Here is a 17038-nt window from a genome sequence, read left to right on the forward strand (position 1 = left end):
TCCTATGAAGGCTTATGTGGGTCTTATGCGGTAAGATTTAAACAGAGTGTTTTCATCTGAGAATTGCTGATCAGCAAGTTGCTGGGTTATGGGGCTGCCGTTGTCGTTCCCATTATCGTCAGATTTCGGAATGGTTTTAGTTGCTTTCTTGGTCTTCTTGGCCTTCTTGGATTTCGGCGCGGACTTAGGCTTCTGACTATCTTTAGGCTTCTGGCTGCTTTTGCTTATTTCGGAGATTTCACTATATATTTCTCTCAAAGCTTGGTGCGCGGCAGTATTAGTGAACTCTTTTCCTTCCTCGGCGAGGCGCTCTTTCACCGCATTATGGCTTTGCAGTGAGAGACCCTCTTGATATTGCGGATTGGTTGCAAAAGCAGGGAACAGGTGGCGAGGTTCTTCCGGGTGAGCAGTCCATACTGTTCCCAGGTTTGTGGGGTCGTAATAGACGATGGCAAGTTTTTTCCCAAGCCGCCGTGCTAAATCGGGTAAGCTGGCACCGGTCCACGTTAGATTGAATATTTGCGTCCGTCCTCCCGTTATTGTTCTTCTTTTCGAGCATAAACAAGCAAAATCAAGATCGTCCCGTGAAAAACGCTCGGGCGGAATATGATTTTCACTCATTTTTTTGAGTGCTTGCTTTGGCGACATATGGAGTGAGGAGTGTATTGTTTCGTGATAGACCTCATCGAGCCAGCGTTTGAAAATAGCGCGCAACTCATCCAGTGTCAGAGTCGCTTGCTTGGTCGAGTCATAATCTTCGCGTTCAAGTGGATTCGATTTTGTGGTGCCTGGAATAAAATGTGTCAAACCGGTGTCGACCGTTCTGAAAAAACGCTCAATAAATGCCTTTGCGTTTGGTTGGCCTGGAGGCACGTAGCGCAGTTCAATACCTAGTAGGCGTGCGATAAGTTTTACGCGGTCATTTCTAACCTCGGGACCGTTATCAACGACAAGCTCTTCCATCTTTCCCCCAATGGCGCCCTCGGGTTTCGCCTCTACCGCCATTTTAATTGCCTTAATGAAGCTTTCCGCATTGGGTGCGCCTAACGAAATGTCCCAGCCTGTACACGCTCGACAACCTAGGTCCAAAATGGCACTGAGTATCGGTCTTCCCATGACAATGCCATGCTCATCGACTACGAAAAGGTTCATCAAAGCCGTGTCCCCTTGTGCTTGGCCATATAACGACTCGGCTACTTCGGTCTTAACGCCGAAATGGTATTTTTTAGTGACGAAATTTCTACTGTGTCTGTGAGAATCAACCAGATAGCCATCAAGTTTCATGATTGCGCGCCTCAAGGTGGAGTAGGATGGGACCTTTAGAAAATCAGCGGTATACTTGGACCGTTCCAGATTAATGTTTTGTATCTCTCCGCAGATCAGTTTGTGTATGGTCTTGGCGCTGGCTCGCTCGGCCTTAAAGAACTCGGTATGGATAAAATGTTGAATTAACTCGTGAGTTTCTTCGGATAACAGATTTCCTCGCGGCCTATTGGGTTCGCTCCTGATCAGGGCTAGCGGATTTCGATTGTTTTCGTCAAATATTTTTTTCCAGTTATAAACGGTCGAGTAGTTGGGTGGTTTCGGATCTTTTATTTCAGCGGCTATTGATTGAATTGCCAAATTAGTTTTTCCGCGGGGTAGGCTTCCCGCGAACAGGTGTTCAAGTTTCTGAATGTATGTATGTCTTCTGATGTATCTGGCCTGGTGTCTCTCGTCTAACGCAAGCAGGAGTGGTGCTGAGGTCAAATCGATGGGGGCATTCTGGTATTTCGTAATAGTTTTATTTGCCAGCATTGCGGCAAAGTCATTAATGCCGATATGCCTATGCAGCTTCGTGTTGATGGAGCGAAGGGTAATCAAATCGGACGAGGTTACGACCTCGTAAATGTCATTGTTAAACGAGTATTGCGCGCCAGGGATGACCTGCAGTTCATTGCTCATGATGCGTGTCCACAGTTGAGGTCGGACTGATTGGTTCATCTAGGTTCATATACAGCTTGTGTGTGAAAATGGCTTTGAGGATTGCATTCAGCGTCGGGGCGTTTGGATTTGATACAAGGCGTTTTATCGAGCAGGGAAATAGAGTCTCCTTTAAATAGTCCTGTAAGTAGTCATCTTCGAGCTTTGTCGTGTTGTGGATTCGGCTGTAGATGGTCCTGAGGTTATTCAGTTTGTGGTGGGTGCGGATTTTTTTTGCGTCTATCAGCAGGAAACTCGCACCTCTTTTCCGGAATTGCCTCCGCGCCTGAAGGATATGTTCGAGGTAATCATTGGTGAGCAGTTGTGCGTCAGGCTTGATTTCGACGTATAGATCCTTTTGATAACGACGCTTTATGAGGAAGTCCGGGGTGTATCTTTTTGTTGTGTCGCCCACTACCGTCCTAATAGTAATTGGTTGCGGGTGGTAGGAGATTATGCTTTGGTCAAATTCCAAGAGTATGCAGAAGTCTGATTCGAGTTTGCTTTCGCATACGATTTGGCGCGAGTTTTTTAACGAAGGAAAGTAAACGATATGCTTGCCAAAGTGTCCGTTTTTAATGTTTCTGGATGGCGGGTTTAGTTTGGGTGAGTTGTTTTTCAGGCCCATGACTGCTCTCCCGATTGATCAAGAAATCGGTTATGTTTTAATGTGAAAGTGTTTGGCGTATGCCGGCGGTTTACGTGGATTCTTCTGCTTTACGCAGCGGCGGCCGACGTGTGATCAGCGAGGGGATCCAGAGCGTTTTCGGCGCCCTCTAGCGAAGGGAGCAAGCGTGCGCGAGCTTTGAAGTAATGGAGACTTACGCTCTCCCATCGGGTTTGGAAGTAAGGCTCTAGTTAAGATGTGCATGATGCCTACCTCAAACTGTACCTGGCATTGGGCTTTTCAGCCCTGAACCGCATTCCTTGTCTATTGCCGAGGACGAATAAACAACGAAGCCTTAGAACACATCCTGCTAAGGAGTCGGTGATGAATACCTTGCTCCCAATACTACGTACCGACAAGACCGTTGACTAAATACGTCAACCCGTCTAGAACGCTGCGTATCATGATTCACAGTGGCTCGGAGTGTTTTATGTGGGAATCTGGGAGGGTTCCCGGCGAGCGAAGTCTCGATCGGGGCGCTCGCGTCTTGAGAGGCATGTTTTTTGCTCACATGTTGGCTGATTTGGCATGTTGTAAGCATAACGGGACCTACTTAGCGCGCTGCTTCGAACGGCTGTGCAACCAGCTCCCGGGAACACAGCGGGATCAGCAGTGGCGTGAGTTCTTTGTGGGGCGTTTCCCCAAAGGCGAGTTACTGAATCAAATCCTCGATCTCTTTGAAGAACTTCGTGAAGTTCCTAAAAATTTGCTTTGGTTGAGTTTAGTGATTTATCCGGGTAACAAGATAAACTGGGACGTATTGGCCAACTCTGCAGCTGTCAATTTGTTTACCTCCCCAGGCAGTCGTGGCGAGCTTCCAGCGTTCTTTTGTCCCGATTGGAAACGATTGGGCGCTTTATTGATTTTGTTGCGCACACGGTCGACTCAGTTTTCTCTGCATCGCAGATGGGCTGCAAAATCTATCCTCCCTTATTTGCAGATTGCCTGTATATCGCCGCCGCTTTCGTATATCGGTCCGATGCTCTTTCGTCGAATTTTAGAGATTTATGGAACGGGCAAGTTTGGACAGGTTTATCTTTCTCATTGGCCGGGAAACGAGCGTGAGTTTCGGCATAATGTCCGCTTATACCGGTTGATTGCAGGCCGTGCTGTTCAGAGGGGATGGGTGTCAGAGTTAGTGCCAGGTGGGAGACTGCTCTTGATGATTCTATTGACGCAGCCTAGGGAGCTTAGCGTTGAGACACTTTATGCATTAAGTAAGCATCGCGGTGATCCACGCTGCCCGCGTAACCTTCGTCGACAATTGGACCGCGCTCGTAGGGCCTACGTGGCGAATTGACCTAGCCGGAAATTTCCCCCAGGAGCAGGGGCTAGTTAACGAGTAGGGATGGTCATCGAACCTCGGCCCTGCGCTTCAGCCGGGTGTTCGGCAGATAGCGGACGTTCGAGGGTAGAAGCTCAGCGGGATGCATGCTGCTTTCGATCCTTAGGTGTCTCGGCATTGCTGATCACTCGCAGCACCACATTTGGGGCGCGTGATCAGTAGACTTCGGCACGGTCGAAGCAGAGGAAGTGCCCGTTACCTTGCAGGGGAGGGTAGAGGAACGACCTCGGGAGGAGGAGCTACCGCTGCCAGGGTGACCAGTCGATCTTGCAACACTTCGAGCTGCCGGGCCTGCTGCTGCACCTGATGCTTCAGTCGTAAGCGCTCCACATTATGCTGTTTCAATCGCTCCTCCAATGCGGCTTTCTCCGTGCTCCGTACCGTCAGTTCTTGGCGAAGCGTTTGTAACGCACTGCGCTGTATCGCCAGTTCACTCTCGATCGCCGATTGATGTTTCACCAAGTTTCGGGCTTCGACCAAGAGGCGCTCGTTGTCGCGATTTAGCGTGGACAGCTCGTCCTGTTTACTCAGCAAACTCTGACGAAGCTGGCGCAGCTCCGCCTGCAGCTGTTGCACTTGCGCGTCATGATGTTGGTGTTCTTGCTCGCGCTGCTCTTTTCGGGCCTCTCGGTAGTGCTCCAGCGCTTGGCGGGCCATCTGGTGCTTATCCTCCAGCGACCGCAACTGGTTGGCGCGCTCTTCCAGGCTTCGCTCGGCTTGCCCACGTCCAAACTCGCTGGTCTGGTAACGCTCTCGCAGTTGCTCCAGGTCCTGTTGGCACTCGTTCAATTGCTCGGTCAAGCGCATATTTCCTGCTTGCAGATCCTGAATTCGCTCCTCGCTGTAACGCCGTTGGGTGAGATTTTCGTTGTGCTGCCGGGCAACGGCTTCCCGTGCCGTACTCACTTTGGCCTCAGCTTCCAGAACCAGGCGGTCGGCTACATGGGCAATCAAAGACCCAAGCTCTTCGCTAAGCGAGGGCGGGGGGGCTTCCGGCAACCTTGCCAGTTCTTGCAGGTAGCGATGAATGGTGGACTTGGAACCCGTATTGCCCAGCTCCGTCCGCACTGCATCGATGGTCGGCCGGGCGCCGCGCGCCTGCAACGCTTGCTTGGCCTTCAGGACCAGGGCTTTGTTGATGCCGCCGCGTGCCATAGCACCCTCCGACGATTTCGTAGTGTGTTCCAGAGTATGGGAGTACAGCTGTATGGACGGGAGGCGGTTGGCTCAGGAGGGCGACAGGCTAACTGTGGATAAACTAGATTTATCCACGGTTAGGGGACTTTTCTGGCCAAACGGCCGGGGCGAGCAGTACAACCAAGGGGATCTCACATGAGCGAGCTCGATCGCTACCTCGAGGCCGCCGAACGGGACAACACGCGTCGCTCGTACCGGACCGCGCTGGCGCATTACGAGCTGGTGTGGGGTGGGCTGCTGCCCTCTAGCGGTGAAAGCGTGGCGCGCTACCTGGCCTGTTACGCCGAGTCCCTGTCGACCAACACCCTGCGCCATCGGCTGGCGGCGTTGGCGCGCTGGCACCGGCAGAATGGCTTCAGCGATCCGACTAAAACCGAACTGGTGCGCCAGGTGTTCAAGGGCATCCGCGCCTTGCATCCCAACCCGGAGAAGCAGGCCGTGCCGTTGCAGCTGCAGCAGCTGGAGGCCGCGGTCGGCTGGCTGGAATCGCAAGCCGCGGCCGCGCAGGCAGCCGGCCAGCGCGGCCGCTATCGGCGCAGCCGGCGTGACCGTGCCCTGATTCTGCTCGGCTTCTGGCGGGCGTTTCGCAGTGACGAGCTCTGCCGCTTGCGGGTCGAGCTGATTCAGGCGCGCGCGGGAGAGGGCATGGAGCTGTTTTTGCCGCAGAGCAAAGCGGATCGGGAGAATCTCGGGGTGACCTATAAGGCGCCGGCGCTGCAACGCCTCTGTCCAGTGCAGGCCTATCTCGACTGGCTGGAGGCAGCTCCCTCCCACGAAGGACCGGTGTTTCGCGCAATCAACCGCTGGGGACAGGTGAAGGCGTCGGCGTTGCACCCCAACAGTGTCATTCCTATTTTGCGGCAGGCACTGCAAGGCGCCGGTGTGGACGTCCAGGGGATCAGCAGCCATTCCCTGCGCCGCGGCTTCGCGACCTGGGCCACGCGCAATGGCTGGAACCAGAAAGCGCTCATGGAGTACGTCGGTTGGCGGGATGCTAAGTCGGCCTTGCGTTATATCGAGGCCGCGCCAGTCTTCCCGCTCAGTGCGGAAGGCGGTGTTCCGGCGGCGGATGCCGCGCAAACCTGACTTACCGGATGGGAAGTCACCGCGCGGCCGCTAAGCCGCAGGCAGGGGCTCTCGTCACGGGAGATCCATAGGGCAAGGCGGCACGGTAGCCGTCAATTGATTCGCCACGGGGTTTCGATTCAGTCGACCGACAGCGACTTATTCCGGGCACCTGTGCCTCTTCCGGCTGGCAGCAGTCTTGCCTGGACACGTAGGTGATGTCGCCAACCACTTCGATAGCCAGCGTACCCTGCAGGCTGGCTATAGCCTGGCTAGTAACTGCAAGTAGGGGTGGAGCGCCCTCACGCCCCTGGCCTGCCTACTTGTTCGACCTTCGCCCTCTGCCCAAGGCGAAGTTCAGGAAGGGCCGAGGTAGGGCGGCGACTGATAGCGGCCTACTCAGTAGCCTGAAGATCCTGGTGGGTTTGGGTTTCGTCAGAACTGGGATTCTCTGTAACCCTGAGATATTCCTTAGCTACCGCTCGCTGGAAAGCGGAATGTTTCACGCCGGCCAGTAGGGCCTGAATGCGAGGCCTTATCTCCGCAGGACTGGCGATTGGATCGAAGGCGTTCTGGTTAATGTGCACTGACATTTGCCCTACTCGATCATTTGATGCCCACATGGAACCCTTAGAGGCCAGCTTTTCCATAAACGCGGCAAGCAAGTGATCGTCAGCCAACACTGGCAAATAGCGGGCCCGAGCTTCGTCTACAGAGGCCCATTTGGCAAAGGTTCCAAGCATGAATGCTTGGGATTGGTAGGCCAACAGCGTCTCAAGCTCCAGTCTTTTCACCCTAAGCACCATGAGCGCCTTGAACTCCTCAAGCACGACGTCATCGACTCCATTCAACTGCTCTGGTTCTGGATTGTCGTTTTGCTTGATGAGGCTGTGGACAAGGAAAATGCAGGCACTGATTGCGTTTGCCGATGACAGTGCATCCCTTAGGGTTTCAATCCGCTCATCATCAGGGATCTGTCGCAGCAGATTAAGCAGAGCGAAATTGATCGCCCATGAATTCGCATACTCCCGCTGATCTTCGTCGATGAGCAGATCACCGGGAACAGCCAGGAGAGCCTTGAGTATGCGCTTCGCTACCGCTGGCTCCGCAGAGCCTGGTAAGCGTGAAAAATGATCCAGAATGTCACGAGCCTTGGAGTGACCATCTGGCCTGATGATGTTCCGTGCTTCATTCCAATCGCTTGCGAACGCCTCAGGATCTGCTGCCTTCTCAATGAATCGATCACCTTCAGCTCTGCCAAGCACGATATCTGGGACGCCAAAGCTGAAGTAGATTGACCTAAAGTCGGGGCAGCAGACACGCATCTGTTGGTACAGTTGGTTTCCACTGTACTGGTCAAGGTGATTTTTCAGCGCGACTTTCACCCGTGGGAATAGGCGGCATACGAGCTCACGAATGCCGTTTCGCTTTTCCACCGGGACATTCTCTAGCCACCCCTCGTGAAATGTTCGTCGGGCCTCAGTGCGGCCGCTGAATGATGCTTCCCCCATGAACATGTGCGCTTGATCTCTGATGGTTTCGTATACCAGGGGTTCAAAGACGCGCATGAACTCCAGGGCGATGAAGTCTGCCCAGTTAACCTCACCCGCAACGGGCGGATAAGTCACAGATAGAACATTGCGAATCCGGACCACATCCCGCGGCTTTTCAATGTACTGCTGCAGGCCGTCCAGGTAAGCGCTATGGAAATAGTGCGTTTCGTTGGCGCTGGTCGGGAGTTCCGAGAGGAGGATGCCAATCTCAGTTAATAGCTTCTGATCCAACTGCGCTTGGCTAACGACTGGAAGTGAAAAGGACGCCTGGATGATCTTCTCCAGATAAGTCGCACCATTAGCATTGATCTGCTTTCCGATCGCCTCGGCAACCACATCTCTGTCGAAAGACAGTAGGTAGAGCACGTTGGGGAAGTCACCCAGGGCTTTCACCACCTTGAACACTTCCATCATCTCCGGCGGAGTGAGACGGTCGATGTCGTCGATGATGATCAGGATGCGCTTACCTGCCTTCCCTAACGCGTCGCTGAGTTTCTCCTTCATCTTCGGGACGTCTACCGGTTTGCGGCCGAGAAGCTTCAGGAAGGGTTTGGCGACCCAATCCAGAGCAGGTATACCACTCGAGATGGTGACTGCTTTAGAAATCGTACCGGCGTATTGAGCAAGTAGATCCCCAGCTGCACGGAGCAACTCCGACTCGTTGAACAGCGCTTTGTGAAACTGTGTCAGGAGCTGCCCAGCCAGTTGCTCGCGGCCATTGAACCACCAGGGGTTGAATTCAATTACCAGCGGGCGTCCCTGATCCTCCGGGATGGTGTTGAGGTGATGCTTTACCAGGTTGAGTAGACTGGATTTGCCGCTGCCCCATGGACCATGAAGCGACATGACCACTCCCTTGGGGCTCGGGGTCGTGACAGTTGCCTTGGCCAGCGTCTTGGCAAATGCGTTGTACTGAAATTCATCCTGCTCGGGGGCGTTAACCGGCAAATCTGCGTCGATTCGGGCACTCGAGAATTGAGAGGCAGCATTGCTGGCATCCGGTTGGTCTTGCTCCAAGGGCATGAAGACGTCCTGACAGGGAGGGGTAGAGCAGATCATGCCGAATGCCATAGAGCGATGCATCCTTTCAGCGATGTCGCCGTCTGGCATTCGTCCATCTGAATGGCCGTGCCCTGCGGGCCGGCTTTCGTGCTGCGCATCGAGCCGGGCGGTGGAGCTGCCCGGCTCGCCCTTGGGTCTCCACGCCTCCGGACAGATAGATCTGGCCTTTATGCCCCGCTTGCCGGGCGCCGGCGCCGCTAGCCTTGGGGGACATGGTGGACAGTCGGACAGACAGGGCGAGAAGGATGGCACACGCGCCTGCTCTTCATTTGTTCGTCAGGGGCTCTGCTTCGGCGCGTGGTGCTTCACCCCTCCACTCCGACGATTTCGTGGTGTGTCATGGAGTATGGAAGTACGGCTTGCATCAGCACCCTGATTCGGAAGACTCGTCCAGACGAACTGGCGTTTGAGAAGCGGGCATTCTCAAACCTCAGCGACGGAGGAGGGGGAAAGGGCGGTTTTTCCAGTATGCAGGAGGGCAAAACGGTGACGGAGAAGGTGGAGCGCTACCGGCAGGCCGCGCGGCGCGAGAGCACCGAGCGCCGTTATCGGCAGGCGCTCGCGCATTTCGAGGACACCTGGGGCGGCTTTCTGCCGGCGACCAGTGAGGCGATTGCCCGCTACCTGGCGGATTACGCCGAGACCCTGGCCAGCTCGACCTTGCGGGCGAACCTTGCCGCCTTGGCCAAGTGGCACCTGCGTCTGGGCTTTCCCGATCCGACCAAAGCACCGCACGTGCGGGAGGTGCTCCGCGGCATCCAGGCCCTGCACCCGCGGCTCGAGCGGCAGGCGGAGCCGCTGCAATTGACCGAGTTGACCCGCTGCATCGACTGGCTGGTGGCGCAGGAACAGATCGACCGCCACGCCCTGTTGAGCTGCCGCCGCGACCGCGCCCTGATCCTGTTGGGGTTCTGGCGGGCGTTTCGCAGCGATGACCTGTGCCGCCTGCGGGTGGAATTCATTGACGCGCGGCCAGGGGAGGGAATGGACTTGTTCTTGCCCAGCAGCAAGGGCGACCGCGACAACACCGGGCGGTCGTTCACGGTGCCGGCATTGAAACGGTTGTGTCCGGTGGAGGCCTATCTCGATTGGCTTGCGGTCTCTGGGTTACAGCAAGGGCCGGTGTTTCGGGCCTTGGATCGCTGGGGGCATCTGGCCGACACCGGGCTGCATCCCTACAGCGTGTTGCGGATCCTTCGCCGGGCGATGGTCCGCAGTGGCTTGGAGGGGGAACGCTACAGCAGTCATTCCCTGCGCCGCGGGTTTGCGACCTGGGCGAGCCGCAACCAGTGGAGCGCCAAGGCGCTGATGGGCTACGTCGGTTGGCGCGATGCCAAGGCCGCCTTGCGCTATGTGGAACCCGACATGCCGTTTGGTGAGCTTCGCCGTTAATGGAGCTCGCGGGTTATCTGGCGGCGGTCCTGGTCCGGGCTATTACGGGCTACGTGAATTCTGGAGCAGTTCAACGTCCGCAATGACTCATCCCGGCGCCTTCCCTAGCACATAGTGGTAGGGACTTGAGTTCTAGGGGATTCACAAGGCCCCGCTCTCCGGTAATGTGGGACCACGCCGAAATTATCGGGCTAACCTCCCTCGGCGAAGACCAAGCTTCCTGGTCCTGAGGTACTGGCGAGCAACGGCGGTGCAAGTGGACAATGATCAGGAGCACAGTGGCCTGTGGCCCTGTCGAGGTGGATATTATGACGATGCCCCACGAGCGTACCCGCGCGGTGGTACAGACCTACGATTTTCTGGTTGAGCTCTCCCGTGATGCGACCCTGCCAGAGCGCGTGCGCCGCGCCGCCCGCTTTCTCTTGCGTCACTTTCCAACCAAGCACGATGTACTGCTGGCCGGCAAAATCGAGGAGCAGGCGGAAACCTTGCCTTTAGGTGCCTTGGGCCCTGTGTTTAGCTCGGCGACAGAGTTTAAGCGAACGCGGTCCATTGACCACTAACCGCATGCTCGGCAACAGAACCCAGTCAGCAGCGCTGAGTCCCGCGTCATGACGCTTGGTGGTGACTAGGCTTGGCTAACTGGGACCGGGCGCCTGCATGGCCCGGAGAGGAGCGACCATCATGACTGAGAATTTTGCTGTGCAGTATTCCAAAGTGCTGAAGCGCGCCACGCAAGTTTTGGGCAGTCGAGAGGCCGCCGAGCGCTGGATGGCGGCGCCGGCCTTGGGGCTCGAGCGGCGTCGTCCGATCGACATGCTCTCTAACGCAGAGGACCTGGAAGTGCTCGAGACCTTTCTTGGGCGCATCGAGTATGGGGTCTATCACTGACCCTGAGTTTTTAGGGCCACCGCTAACGCCCAGGCGTGACCTGCCTGCCGGTGAGGCGGCAGGCCAGTCCCTGCACCAGCCCACTGTAAGGGTACCAGCATGCGTGAGCGACCTGAGCCGTTGTCACCTAAAGCGTTAGCTCGCCAGAACGTCGATCGCGCCCTGCTTGATGCGGTGATCGCCTTGGTGCTGGAAGCTGGCCACCTGATCGCTGCGGAACTGGTGCGACCCGGGGGCCGAGAGTCCCCTCGGCTAATGTGCCTGGGCAGTCTTGTCGGGATTCCACACCTTGGTGAAGGCCATGAAAGCGAAAGCGCGCCTGTCTAAGCTGCGGGAAGTCGTCGACTCCAAAGCCAAAACTCGCTGTTCGGCCGGGGCGATCTCCGGCAATCAGCGTCGTTTTCTCAGAGTCGGCCTGGAGAAAGGTAGAGAGCTTGAGCCAGCTGGGCGTTTGGCTGGTCCGATTGCCTAAAATTTGCTACGGCGAGCAGCTCGCTCACATCACCAGCTGTGGGAGTGCTTAAGGCCGGGCGTTACCGACCTTAAGCTACGCGGACTCACTGGACCCAAGATTTTACTGCTGCTGCCCCATACTCAGCTTTCCAAGCGTTCAGCACCTTGTTGTTGCCGCCCTTCGTCTCGACCACTTCATTGGTGTGCGGATTCTTGTAGACCTTGACGGTGCGCTCGCGTCGTTGGCCTTTTTGAGCTGGTAGTGGCGTGCGCGTGCGACCTGGATCAAGGATGTTGATTACTGCCTTTAGCCCAAAGCCGTAGTCATCCAGCAGCGCTCTGAGTTTGGTTTCAAACTCAATTTCGCGCTTGAGCCCCGTGTCGTTCTTGAGGCTGTCCAAGGCTGCTAATTGTTCTGCCAGCTGGGCTTCCAGGCGTTTAAATTCAGCCAGTTTGCTCATTGCGTTCTCCTTAGCGTGATGCAAATAAACACCACAGTTGACCGATATCGTCTGCTATAACTTTGGCGGATGCCATTGCCCTTGATCGAGTTACGAGGGTAGCTCGACCCTCCAATCCATCAGTCCAAATTCTCTGCTATGTACCTGACAAGCTTGAGTGGTTCGGCGCTGTCGATGATGGAGAACATCAAATCTCGTTTGCTGCGGGGAAGACGTTGGGCGCAGCGTTTCGCTGTGGCTTTGATGGCCTTATCCGAACAGTGAATCTGAGCGGCGAGCAAGAGGGCAATTGTAGCGTCCAATAAAGTCAAACTGCGGTGCCTGGTGTCAGTAAGCAAGCCAGTATTCGCCAACTTGCAGGTTGCTTCAAGAGTGTCAGCTGTGCTGCGAGCGAATTCGCTTTAAAACTTGGTCTCCTGAGGTTCCCCTACGTTCAGGTACTCTGTGATGGCTATATGACGTTGCTTCGGTATTTCTGGTACCCAGAGACCGATAGGGAAGCAAAGGGGAGTCACGAATATGGGATGGAAGGGAACATTGCGCTCCATGCAGGCAGCGTCCCGCCGAGCAGAAAGGAACGCGCAACGTAGGCAAAGTGAGTTGGAGAAGCGCGGCAAGGAATATGCCAAGATGGAGGCGCCACATCAGGCTGCTTTTGAGGCGGAGGTCCACCTTAATGTAGCGACCACTCGGCCGGGAGAGATCTCCTCCGCTTCTCACTGACCTCTACGTGATTTCTCCACAGAATATCGTCCGATTCCCATCGGCCGGGCCGACGCGGAGCACGATCGAATAGCCACCGGTTCGAAGCGTGCTTAGTTTTACAGGAGCGCTTCTGTAAATGGTCCATCCGCGTTTGGCGTATGCCTTGCCTGCCAGCGCGTACTGGTTCATTTCAAATGCTGGTGTCCTTTCTGGTTGCTTACAAGTGCCGGAGTAGATAAAAGTGTAGATGTGAACCGGCCTTGTTGTGTCGCTTGGAACGCCGCTGATAAAGATTGATAGGGCTGTTTCTTTTCCTGCCGATGCCAAGGTTGCCTGCCCAATCTGTCCAGCATTGTGGATGCTGGGAGTTAACGGGATATTGGCCACCTGGCGGTTCTGGGACGTCGTACAGCCAACTAGGAAAGCTGCGATTGTTATAAGTTTAGACCAGCGTTTTATATTCATGACTCGCCTCCTGCTCAATGAAGTTGGCGATTCAGGTTCAGAGTTGTTCTCGGATTCCTCCACTGGGTTGTGCAGGTGACATTGCTAGGCGAACAGTAAGAGCGTCGCACTAATTTTAGTAGATACCTATTTTTGCTGGTTGTCGCGATTAAATTTCCCGAAATACGCGCTTCATGACCTGTCACAACCTTCAGAGTCGCTTTGGTTAACCACTCCCGCTCTGCCAGCAACGGGACCGATTTTCAGTCTGCTTCGAAGCAGGCGGTCACGGCTGAGCGAAAGCCCTCCCGTCGTCAAGCGTGGCCTGACGCGACCGTCACGCTCGACCGATTTCGATAGATGAGGGATGGTGGCGCTGCGAGTTACGTAAGCTGGCAGCAAACACACCTTCCTGATCCTTGCGTCAAGGGTAATGGTGCCCACCTATCTCAAGTGGACACCATTCAGGCTCCTGCAAGCGGATCGCCATTTGCCAACGAAACTCCTAACCAATTTCGTTCAAATCCCAGGTCGTCAAGGAATGCCTGCAACCTGGTGCCGCGGTGGCCAGTGTTGCCCTGAGCCATGGTGTCAACGCCAATGTCGTGCGCAAGTGGCTATCGTTCTACCGCGACCAACCATTCACCAACATGCCCGCATTTGTTTCATTGAAGGTCGGGGCAAAGTGCCATCCCCAGGCGACGGTGACCAACGACCTGCCGTACGGGCAAGAAACGCTGATCGTGAAATGGCCAGCCTTCGATCCCGAAGGCTGCACCCGGTTTGTACGCAGGCTAACGCCGTTACCGGAGAACGAACGGTTGAGCATGGCGATTCGAGTAGCTCACACCTAGACCCGCGAGACTTAAAAAGCACGTCGCCTACAGCCGGAGCTGGCGAAAGACGGCTTTATTGCTGGGTACGACCGTATTACCCGCCTGCGTCGCAAACTGGGCTTTCGATGCCGGCAAAGGAGCAACTTCTAGGCAATCATCCATTCGACACACGCGCTACAGGTGGCAGAGAACTAACTGGAGCAGGCTGGGGCAGGTTTTCGAGCCGACCCGTCCCAACGAGGTCTGGATGGGGCATCACATGCATAGCCACCGATTAGGGGTGACTGGAATGGCTGAAGCTAGCTGGCCTGAAGGATGTAATCACTTGTGAAACTGTGGAGAGCGCTTGACCACCGAGTTGGTTAACGGGCTCTGTTCTAAGCGGTTCAGCACAAGCGGTCTTCACCCGGACTCCTTCACCATACCGGTCGTGGTGACCAGTATTGCGCCAAATGCGAGCAAATTCCGAGATGAATCCGAGGCCTATTCGTATTGATCGTTAAAAACTCAATCCCTAGTGTCAATCCTGAGGGTCGCTCTTCAGTTCAAGCTTAGGGCTTGAGAACCTTAACTAAACGCAATCGAGGTGCTTTGCCGTGGATAACGAAACAAGAAAAAAAGTCGAGCTAGCAATTGCATGGATAGGGCCACTCTTTATTTTTGCCTACATTGTCTTCTGGGCCATCATGGGAAATAACTTGCCGCCGCCGAATATGATGGGTATGTCCGGAGAGGAGTTGGTGGCGAATCATTACGGAAAGTACCAAAACATGATCGCAGTTGGCATGATCGGGTCTGCTGTCTTTGGTATGCTCTATCTGCCCTGGTCCATTTTGCTAGCTTGGATGCTCCGAGATGAAGATGGAAGTTTCAGCCTTTTCGGCTATATGGAGTTGGGCGGTGGCATCCTGACCGCTTGGGTACTCGCTTTTTGCCCTGCAATCTGGGCTGCTTGTGCAATATTCGCACACGAAATGAATCCCGAGATGCTTAAGCTCGTCCACGTCTTCACCTGGTTCATCTACGACACGACCTTCATGATCACGACGGTACAACTGACCGGGCTGGGTCTGTATGTCGTACTAGCCAAGAGCCAGAATCTGTTCCCGCGCTGGACGGGCTGGGGCGCGATCGCGGTGGGTATCATCTTCATGCCATTGGTGCTGATCCCCTTTGTCTCCTCTGGCCCCTTTGCCGTCAACGGCACGTGGAATTTCTACATCGTCTTTGGTACCTGGTTGTTCCTATTCTTTGCCCCGTTTAGTTACTACATGATCCAGGCAGTGAAGAAGGGCTCGACTCTAATGCCGGTAGTCGCGTCGAGCTATGCCCACTGAGGTGTGACTGTCTTGTCCCTCCCCGTCTCTGCGGAAAAGCAGCGTGGGGAGGGACTCTCGCTGACCCGATGTGGGGCCTATATATGACAAAGTGGCAAGAAATAACTGCTGCAAGCCCGGAGCGGATGAAAGTAGGTAAGTCCGCACCGGGCACTGAAGGTATCTGGATCTTCGTGTTGATGGACATGGGTATTTTTCTGCTGGTATTTCTGGCCTTCATGACGGAGCGGCGGGCCAATCTGGAGCAGTACATCGCGGGGCAGCAACAACTGAATCCGCTATTCGGATTGGTGAACACTCTAATCTTGCTGCTGAGTTCATGGCTAGTGTTCGAGGCTGTCTGCAGCGCGCGCCAGGCGCTTTCGGTACGAGCTGCACGGCAGCTTGGATTTGCGATAACACTGGGGGGCGTTTTCTGCCTGAGCAAACTGCTTGAGTATTACCAGGAGTTGAGTGTTGCAATTGATATAAATAATTCGTTCATCGCTTTCTATTTTTTCATTACGATGGTGCATCTGCTACATGTTCTGGCAGGCCTGTTGTTTTTGAATGGCTATCGGCGGGCGTTTCAGGAAAATAATCAACCTGCAGTTCATTTGTCAGGGGTCGAGAATGCTGGGTTGTTCTGGCATTTTATCGATGTGTTGTGGATTTTTATTTTTCCATTATTGTATCTTGTATGAAAGGACAATCCATAGTGGCGAGTTTGGTGCGTACACCGGTTTTTCTGTGCGGATGTCTAATGCTGCTAACCTTGGTCTCGGTCTATTCTGGAGAAATTGGTTCCGTGCAGAAGGGTGTGGCATTGCTTGTGATACTGATTGCCGCAGTAAAGGCTCAGTTGGTGATCATGTTTTACATGGAGGCTCGGCATTTTCCCGAACCCTGGAGGCGGCTGTATGGAAGCTGGGTCTATGCTGCCGCGTCAGTCATACTGGTAGGTGTTTATATCGTACCTTGAGATCGGCGCTCCGAATTCTCAGTGCCGTAATAGGAGAGGAGAAGGTGGTTCGGCAAGCAGGTGGCTTAGTATGGTTCGGGATAGGTGTGCGAGAAAGTCTTCCTCGCTGAGTTGCGTCGGTGCGGACTTGATGTACTGCTTTATGGTACTGGTGACCATCAATATGAGATAAGCATGTGCAGACTGCAGATCATGCTGCGCAAATCGATCCTCGTATATCTGCAGGTACATGAAGCTGGCTCGGTAAATCAGCCGTTCGAAGGAGTAGGCTTCTGCCGCCCGCAGCTCAACGACCTCATCCACTAAGTCAATCAGTATGGACTGGTGATCCCGGTAGCATTGATAAACGCCGCGGATGATCTTGGGCAGATTGGTTTCGATATCCTCGATACCCGGATCAATCAGCAGCTTCCGCGAGTCCAGTGCAGCTTGTTGCGAGGTCAGCTCATATAGGGTCAGAGCAATGGCATGCTTATTGGTAAAGTAATCGTATACTGACCCTATTCCCACCCCAGCCTTTTCGGCAATTCTCTCCAGCGTCGTGGCTTCGTAACCATGGGTGACGAACAGTGCTTCTGCAGCGTGCAAAATGGCTTCGACTGTCAGCCTTGAGCGCGCCTGTTGCGGTTTCTTTCGCCAGCTTTCTGAGGGGGCCATCCTATCTCCTGCAATATTTTTGTCGCAGATCATGGCCTGCCACGCAGTTG

At 54.8% G+C, this 17038-nt stretch carries 14 protein-coding genes and 2 pseudogenes; 9 read left to right on the forward strand and 7 right to left on the reverse strand.

The window, feature by feature from the left end:
- Positions 1 to 12: 12 nt before the first annotated feature.
- Both E8F11_RS17655 and E8F11_RS17660 read right to left on the reverse strand, forming a co-directional pair.
- A complete protein-coding gene (locus E8F11_RS17655; RefSeq protein ID WP_280290148.1) occupies positions 13 to 1944 on the reverse strand; it encodes a hypothetical protein in 1932 nt (643 codons plus the stop codon).
- Complete coding sequence (locus E8F11_RS17660) at positions 1934 to 2590, reverse strand: TnsA endonuclease N-terminal domain-containing protein (RefSeq protein ID WP_280290149.1); 657 nt, start codon at positions 2588 to 2590, stop codon at positions 1934 to 1936. The genes E8F11_RS17655 and E8F11_RS17660 overlap by 11 nt, the downstream gene beginning before the upstream one ends.
- A 535-nt stretch (positions 2591 to 3125) precedes the next feature.
- Here E8F11_RS17660 and E8F11_RS17665 point away from each other — a divergent pair.
- On the forward strand, positions 3126 to 3929 hold the full coding sequence (locus E8F11_RS17665; RefSeq protein ID WP_280290150.1) for a hypothetical protein: 804 nt from the start codon (positions 3126 to 3128) through the stop codon (positions 3927 to 3929).
- 240 nt (positions 3930 to 4169) lie between these two features.
- On the opposite strand, the gene E8F11_RS17670 is transcribed toward E8F11_RS17665, so the two are convergent.
- Positions 4170 to 5129: a DNA-binding protein gene (locus E8F11_RS17670; protein WP_280290151.1), complete on the reverse strand. Its 960-nt coding sequence runs from the start codon at positions 5127 to 5129 to the stop codon at positions 4170 to 4172.
- A gap of 177 nt (positions 5130 to 5306) precedes the next feature.
- On the opposite strand from E8F11_RS17670, the gene E8F11_RS17675 reads away from it, so the two are divergent.
- Positions 5307 to 6257, forward strand: a complete 951-nt coding sequence (locus tag E8F11_RS17675) for a site-specific integrase (RefSeq protein WP_280290152.1) — start codon at positions 5307 to 5309, stop codon at positions 6255 to 6257.
- A 374-nt stretch (positions 6258 to 6631) separates the two neighbouring features.
- Here the strand turns inward: E8F11_RS17675 and E8F11_RS17680 are convergent, their stop codons facing one another.
- A complete protein-coding gene (locus E8F11_RS17680; RefSeq protein ID WP_280290153.1) occupies positions 6632 to 8812 on the reverse strand; it encodes a P-loop NTPase fold protein in 2181 nt (726 codons plus the stop codon).
- 525 nt (positions 8813 to 9337) lie between these two features.
- On the opposite strand from E8F11_RS17680, the gene E8F11_RS17685 reads away from it, so the two are divergent.
- From E8F11_RS17685 to E8F11_RS17695, 3 genes are all read left to right on the forward strand, one after another.
- Entirely contained in the window at positions 9338 to 10243 is a 906-nt protein-coding gene (locus tag E8F11_RS17685; RefSeq protein ID WP_280290154.1) for a site-specific integrase, read from the forward strand.
- Positions 10244 to 10551: 308 nt separating this feature from the next.
- Complete coding sequence (locus tag E8F11_RS17690; RefSeq protein WP_069084989.1) at positions 10552 to 10806, forward strand: BPSL0761 family protein; 255 nt, start codon at positions 10552 to 10554, stop codon at positions 10804 to 10806.
- 121 nt (positions 10807 to 10927) lie between these two features.
- Positions 10928 to 11134, forward strand: coding sequence for an antitoxin Xre/MbcA/ParS toxin-binding domain-containing protein (locus E8F11_RS17695; protein WP_069084988.1), 207 nt, complete (start codon positions 10928 to 10930; stop codon positions 11132 to 11134).
- 557 nt (positions 11135 to 11691) lie between these two features.
- On the opposite strand, the gene E8F11_RS17700 is transcribed toward E8F11_RS17695, so the two are convergent.
- Together E8F11_RS17700 and E8F11_RS17710 are read right to left on the reverse strand one after the other, a co-directional pair.
- Complete coding sequence (locus tag E8F11_RS17700; RefSeq protein WP_280290155.1) at positions 11692 to 12048, reverse strand: histone-like nucleoid-structuring protein, MvaT/MvaU family; 357 nt, start codon at positions 12046 to 12048, stop codon at positions 11692 to 11694.
- Positions 12049 to 12774: 726 nt separating this feature from the next.
- Positions 12775 to 13218: a hypothetical protein gene (locus E8F11_RS17710; RefSeq protein ID WP_083245971.1), complete on the reverse strand. Its 444-nt coding sequence runs from the start codon at positions 13216 to 13218 to the stop codon at positions 12775 to 12777.
- Between the two features lie 491 nt (positions 13219 to 13709).
- Between E8F11_RS17710 and E8F11_RS17715 the strand changes: the two are divergent.
- The 4 genes and pseudogenes from E8F11_RS17715 to E8F11_RS17730 form a co-directional block, all read left to right on the forward strand.
- Positions 13710 to 13817: pseudogene (locus E8F11_RS17715) on the forward strand (transposase); the annotation flags it as partial.
- Positions 13818 to 14006: 189 nt separating this feature from the next.
- A pseudogene (locus E8F11_RS17720) lies at positions 14007 to 14486 on the forward strand (IS3 family transposase); the annotation flags it as partial.
- 143 nt (positions 14487 to 14629) lie between these two features.
- Positions 14630 to 15370: a hypothetical protein gene (locus E8F11_RS17725; RefSeq protein ID WP_069084985.1), complete on the forward strand. Its 741-nt coding sequence runs from the start codon at positions 14630 to 14632 to the stop codon at positions 15368 to 15370.
- An 83-nt stretch (positions 15371 to 15453) separates the two neighbouring features.
- On the forward strand, positions 15454 to 16053 hold the full coding sequence (locus tag E8F11_RS17730) for a cytochrome c oxidase subunit 3 (RefSeq protein ID WP_161490984.1): 600 nt from the start codon (positions 15454 to 15456) through the stop codon (positions 16051 to 16053).
- Positions 16054 to 16349: 296 nt separating this feature from the next.
- On the opposite strand, the gene E8F11_RS17735 is transcribed toward E8F11_RS17730, so the two are convergent.
- Positions 16350 to 16988 carry a TetR/AcrR family transcriptional regulator gene (locus E8F11_RS17735; RefSeq protein WP_069084983.1) on the reverse strand — a complete coding sequence of 213 codons (639 nt, stop codon included), beginning with the start codon at positions 16986 to 16988 and terminating at the stop codon, positions 16350 to 16352.
- Between the last annotated feature and the right edge of the window lie 50 nt (positions 16989 to 17038).

Source organism: Pseudomonas sp. BN417, assembly GCF_029871205.1.
In the GTDB taxonomy this organism is placed as follows: Bacteria; Pseudomonadota; Gammaproteobacteria; order Pseudomonadales; family Pseudomonadaceae; genus Metapseudomonas.

Excerpts from the sequence above, each read along its gene's own strand:
- E8F11_RS17655 (WP_280290148.1), bottom strand. The coding sequence starts at position 1,944 with ATGAGCAATGAACTGCAGGTCATCCCTGGCGCGCAATACTCGTTTAAC.
- E8F11_RS17660 (WP_280290149.1), bottom strand. The coding sequence starts at position 2,590 with ATGGGCCTGAAAAACAACTCACCCAAACTAAACCCGCCATCCAGAAAC.
- E8F11_RS17665 (WP_280290150.1), top strand. The coding sequence starts at position 3,126 with ATGTTTTTTGCTCACATGTTGGCTGATTTGGCATGTTGTAAGCATAAC.
- E8F11_RS17670 (WP_280290151.1), bottom strand. The coding sequence starts at position 5,129 with ATGGCACGCGGCGGCATCAACAAAGCCCTGGTCCTGAAGGCCAAGCAA.
- E8F11_RS17675 (WP_280290152.1), top strand. The coding sequence starts at position 5,307 with ATGAGCGAGCTCGATCGCTACCTCGAGGCCGCCGAACGGGACAACACG.
- E8F11_RS17680 (WP_280290153.1), bottom strand. The coding sequence starts at position 8,812 with ATGCCCTTGGAGCAAGACCAACCGGATGCCAGCAATGCTGCCTCTCAA.
- E8F11_RS17690 (WP_069084989.1), top strand. The coding sequence starts at position 10,552 with ATGACGATGCCCCACGAGCGTACCCGCGCGGTGGTACAGACCTACGAT.
- E8F11_RS17695 (WP_069084988.1), top strand. The coding sequence starts at position 10,928 with ATGACTGAGAATTTTGCTGTGCAGTATTCCAAAGTGCTGAAGCGCGCC.
- E8F11_RS17700 (WP_280290155.1), bottom strand. The coding sequence starts at position 12,048 with ATGAGCAAACTGGCTGAATTTAAACGCCTGGAAGCCCAGCTGGCAGAA.
- E8F11_RS17710 (WP_083245971.1), bottom strand. The coding sequence starts at position 13,218 with ATGAATATAAAACGCTGGTCTAAACTTATAACAATCGCAGCTTTCCTA.
- E8F11_RS17730 (WP_161490984.1), top strand. The coding sequence starts at position 15,454 with ATGACAAAGTGGCAAGAAATAACTGCTGCAAGCCCGGAGCGGATGAAA.
- E8F11_RS17735 (WP_069084983.1), bottom strand. The coding sequence starts at position 16,988 with ATGGCCCCCTCAGAAAGCTGGCGAAAGAAACCGCAACAGGCGCGCTCA.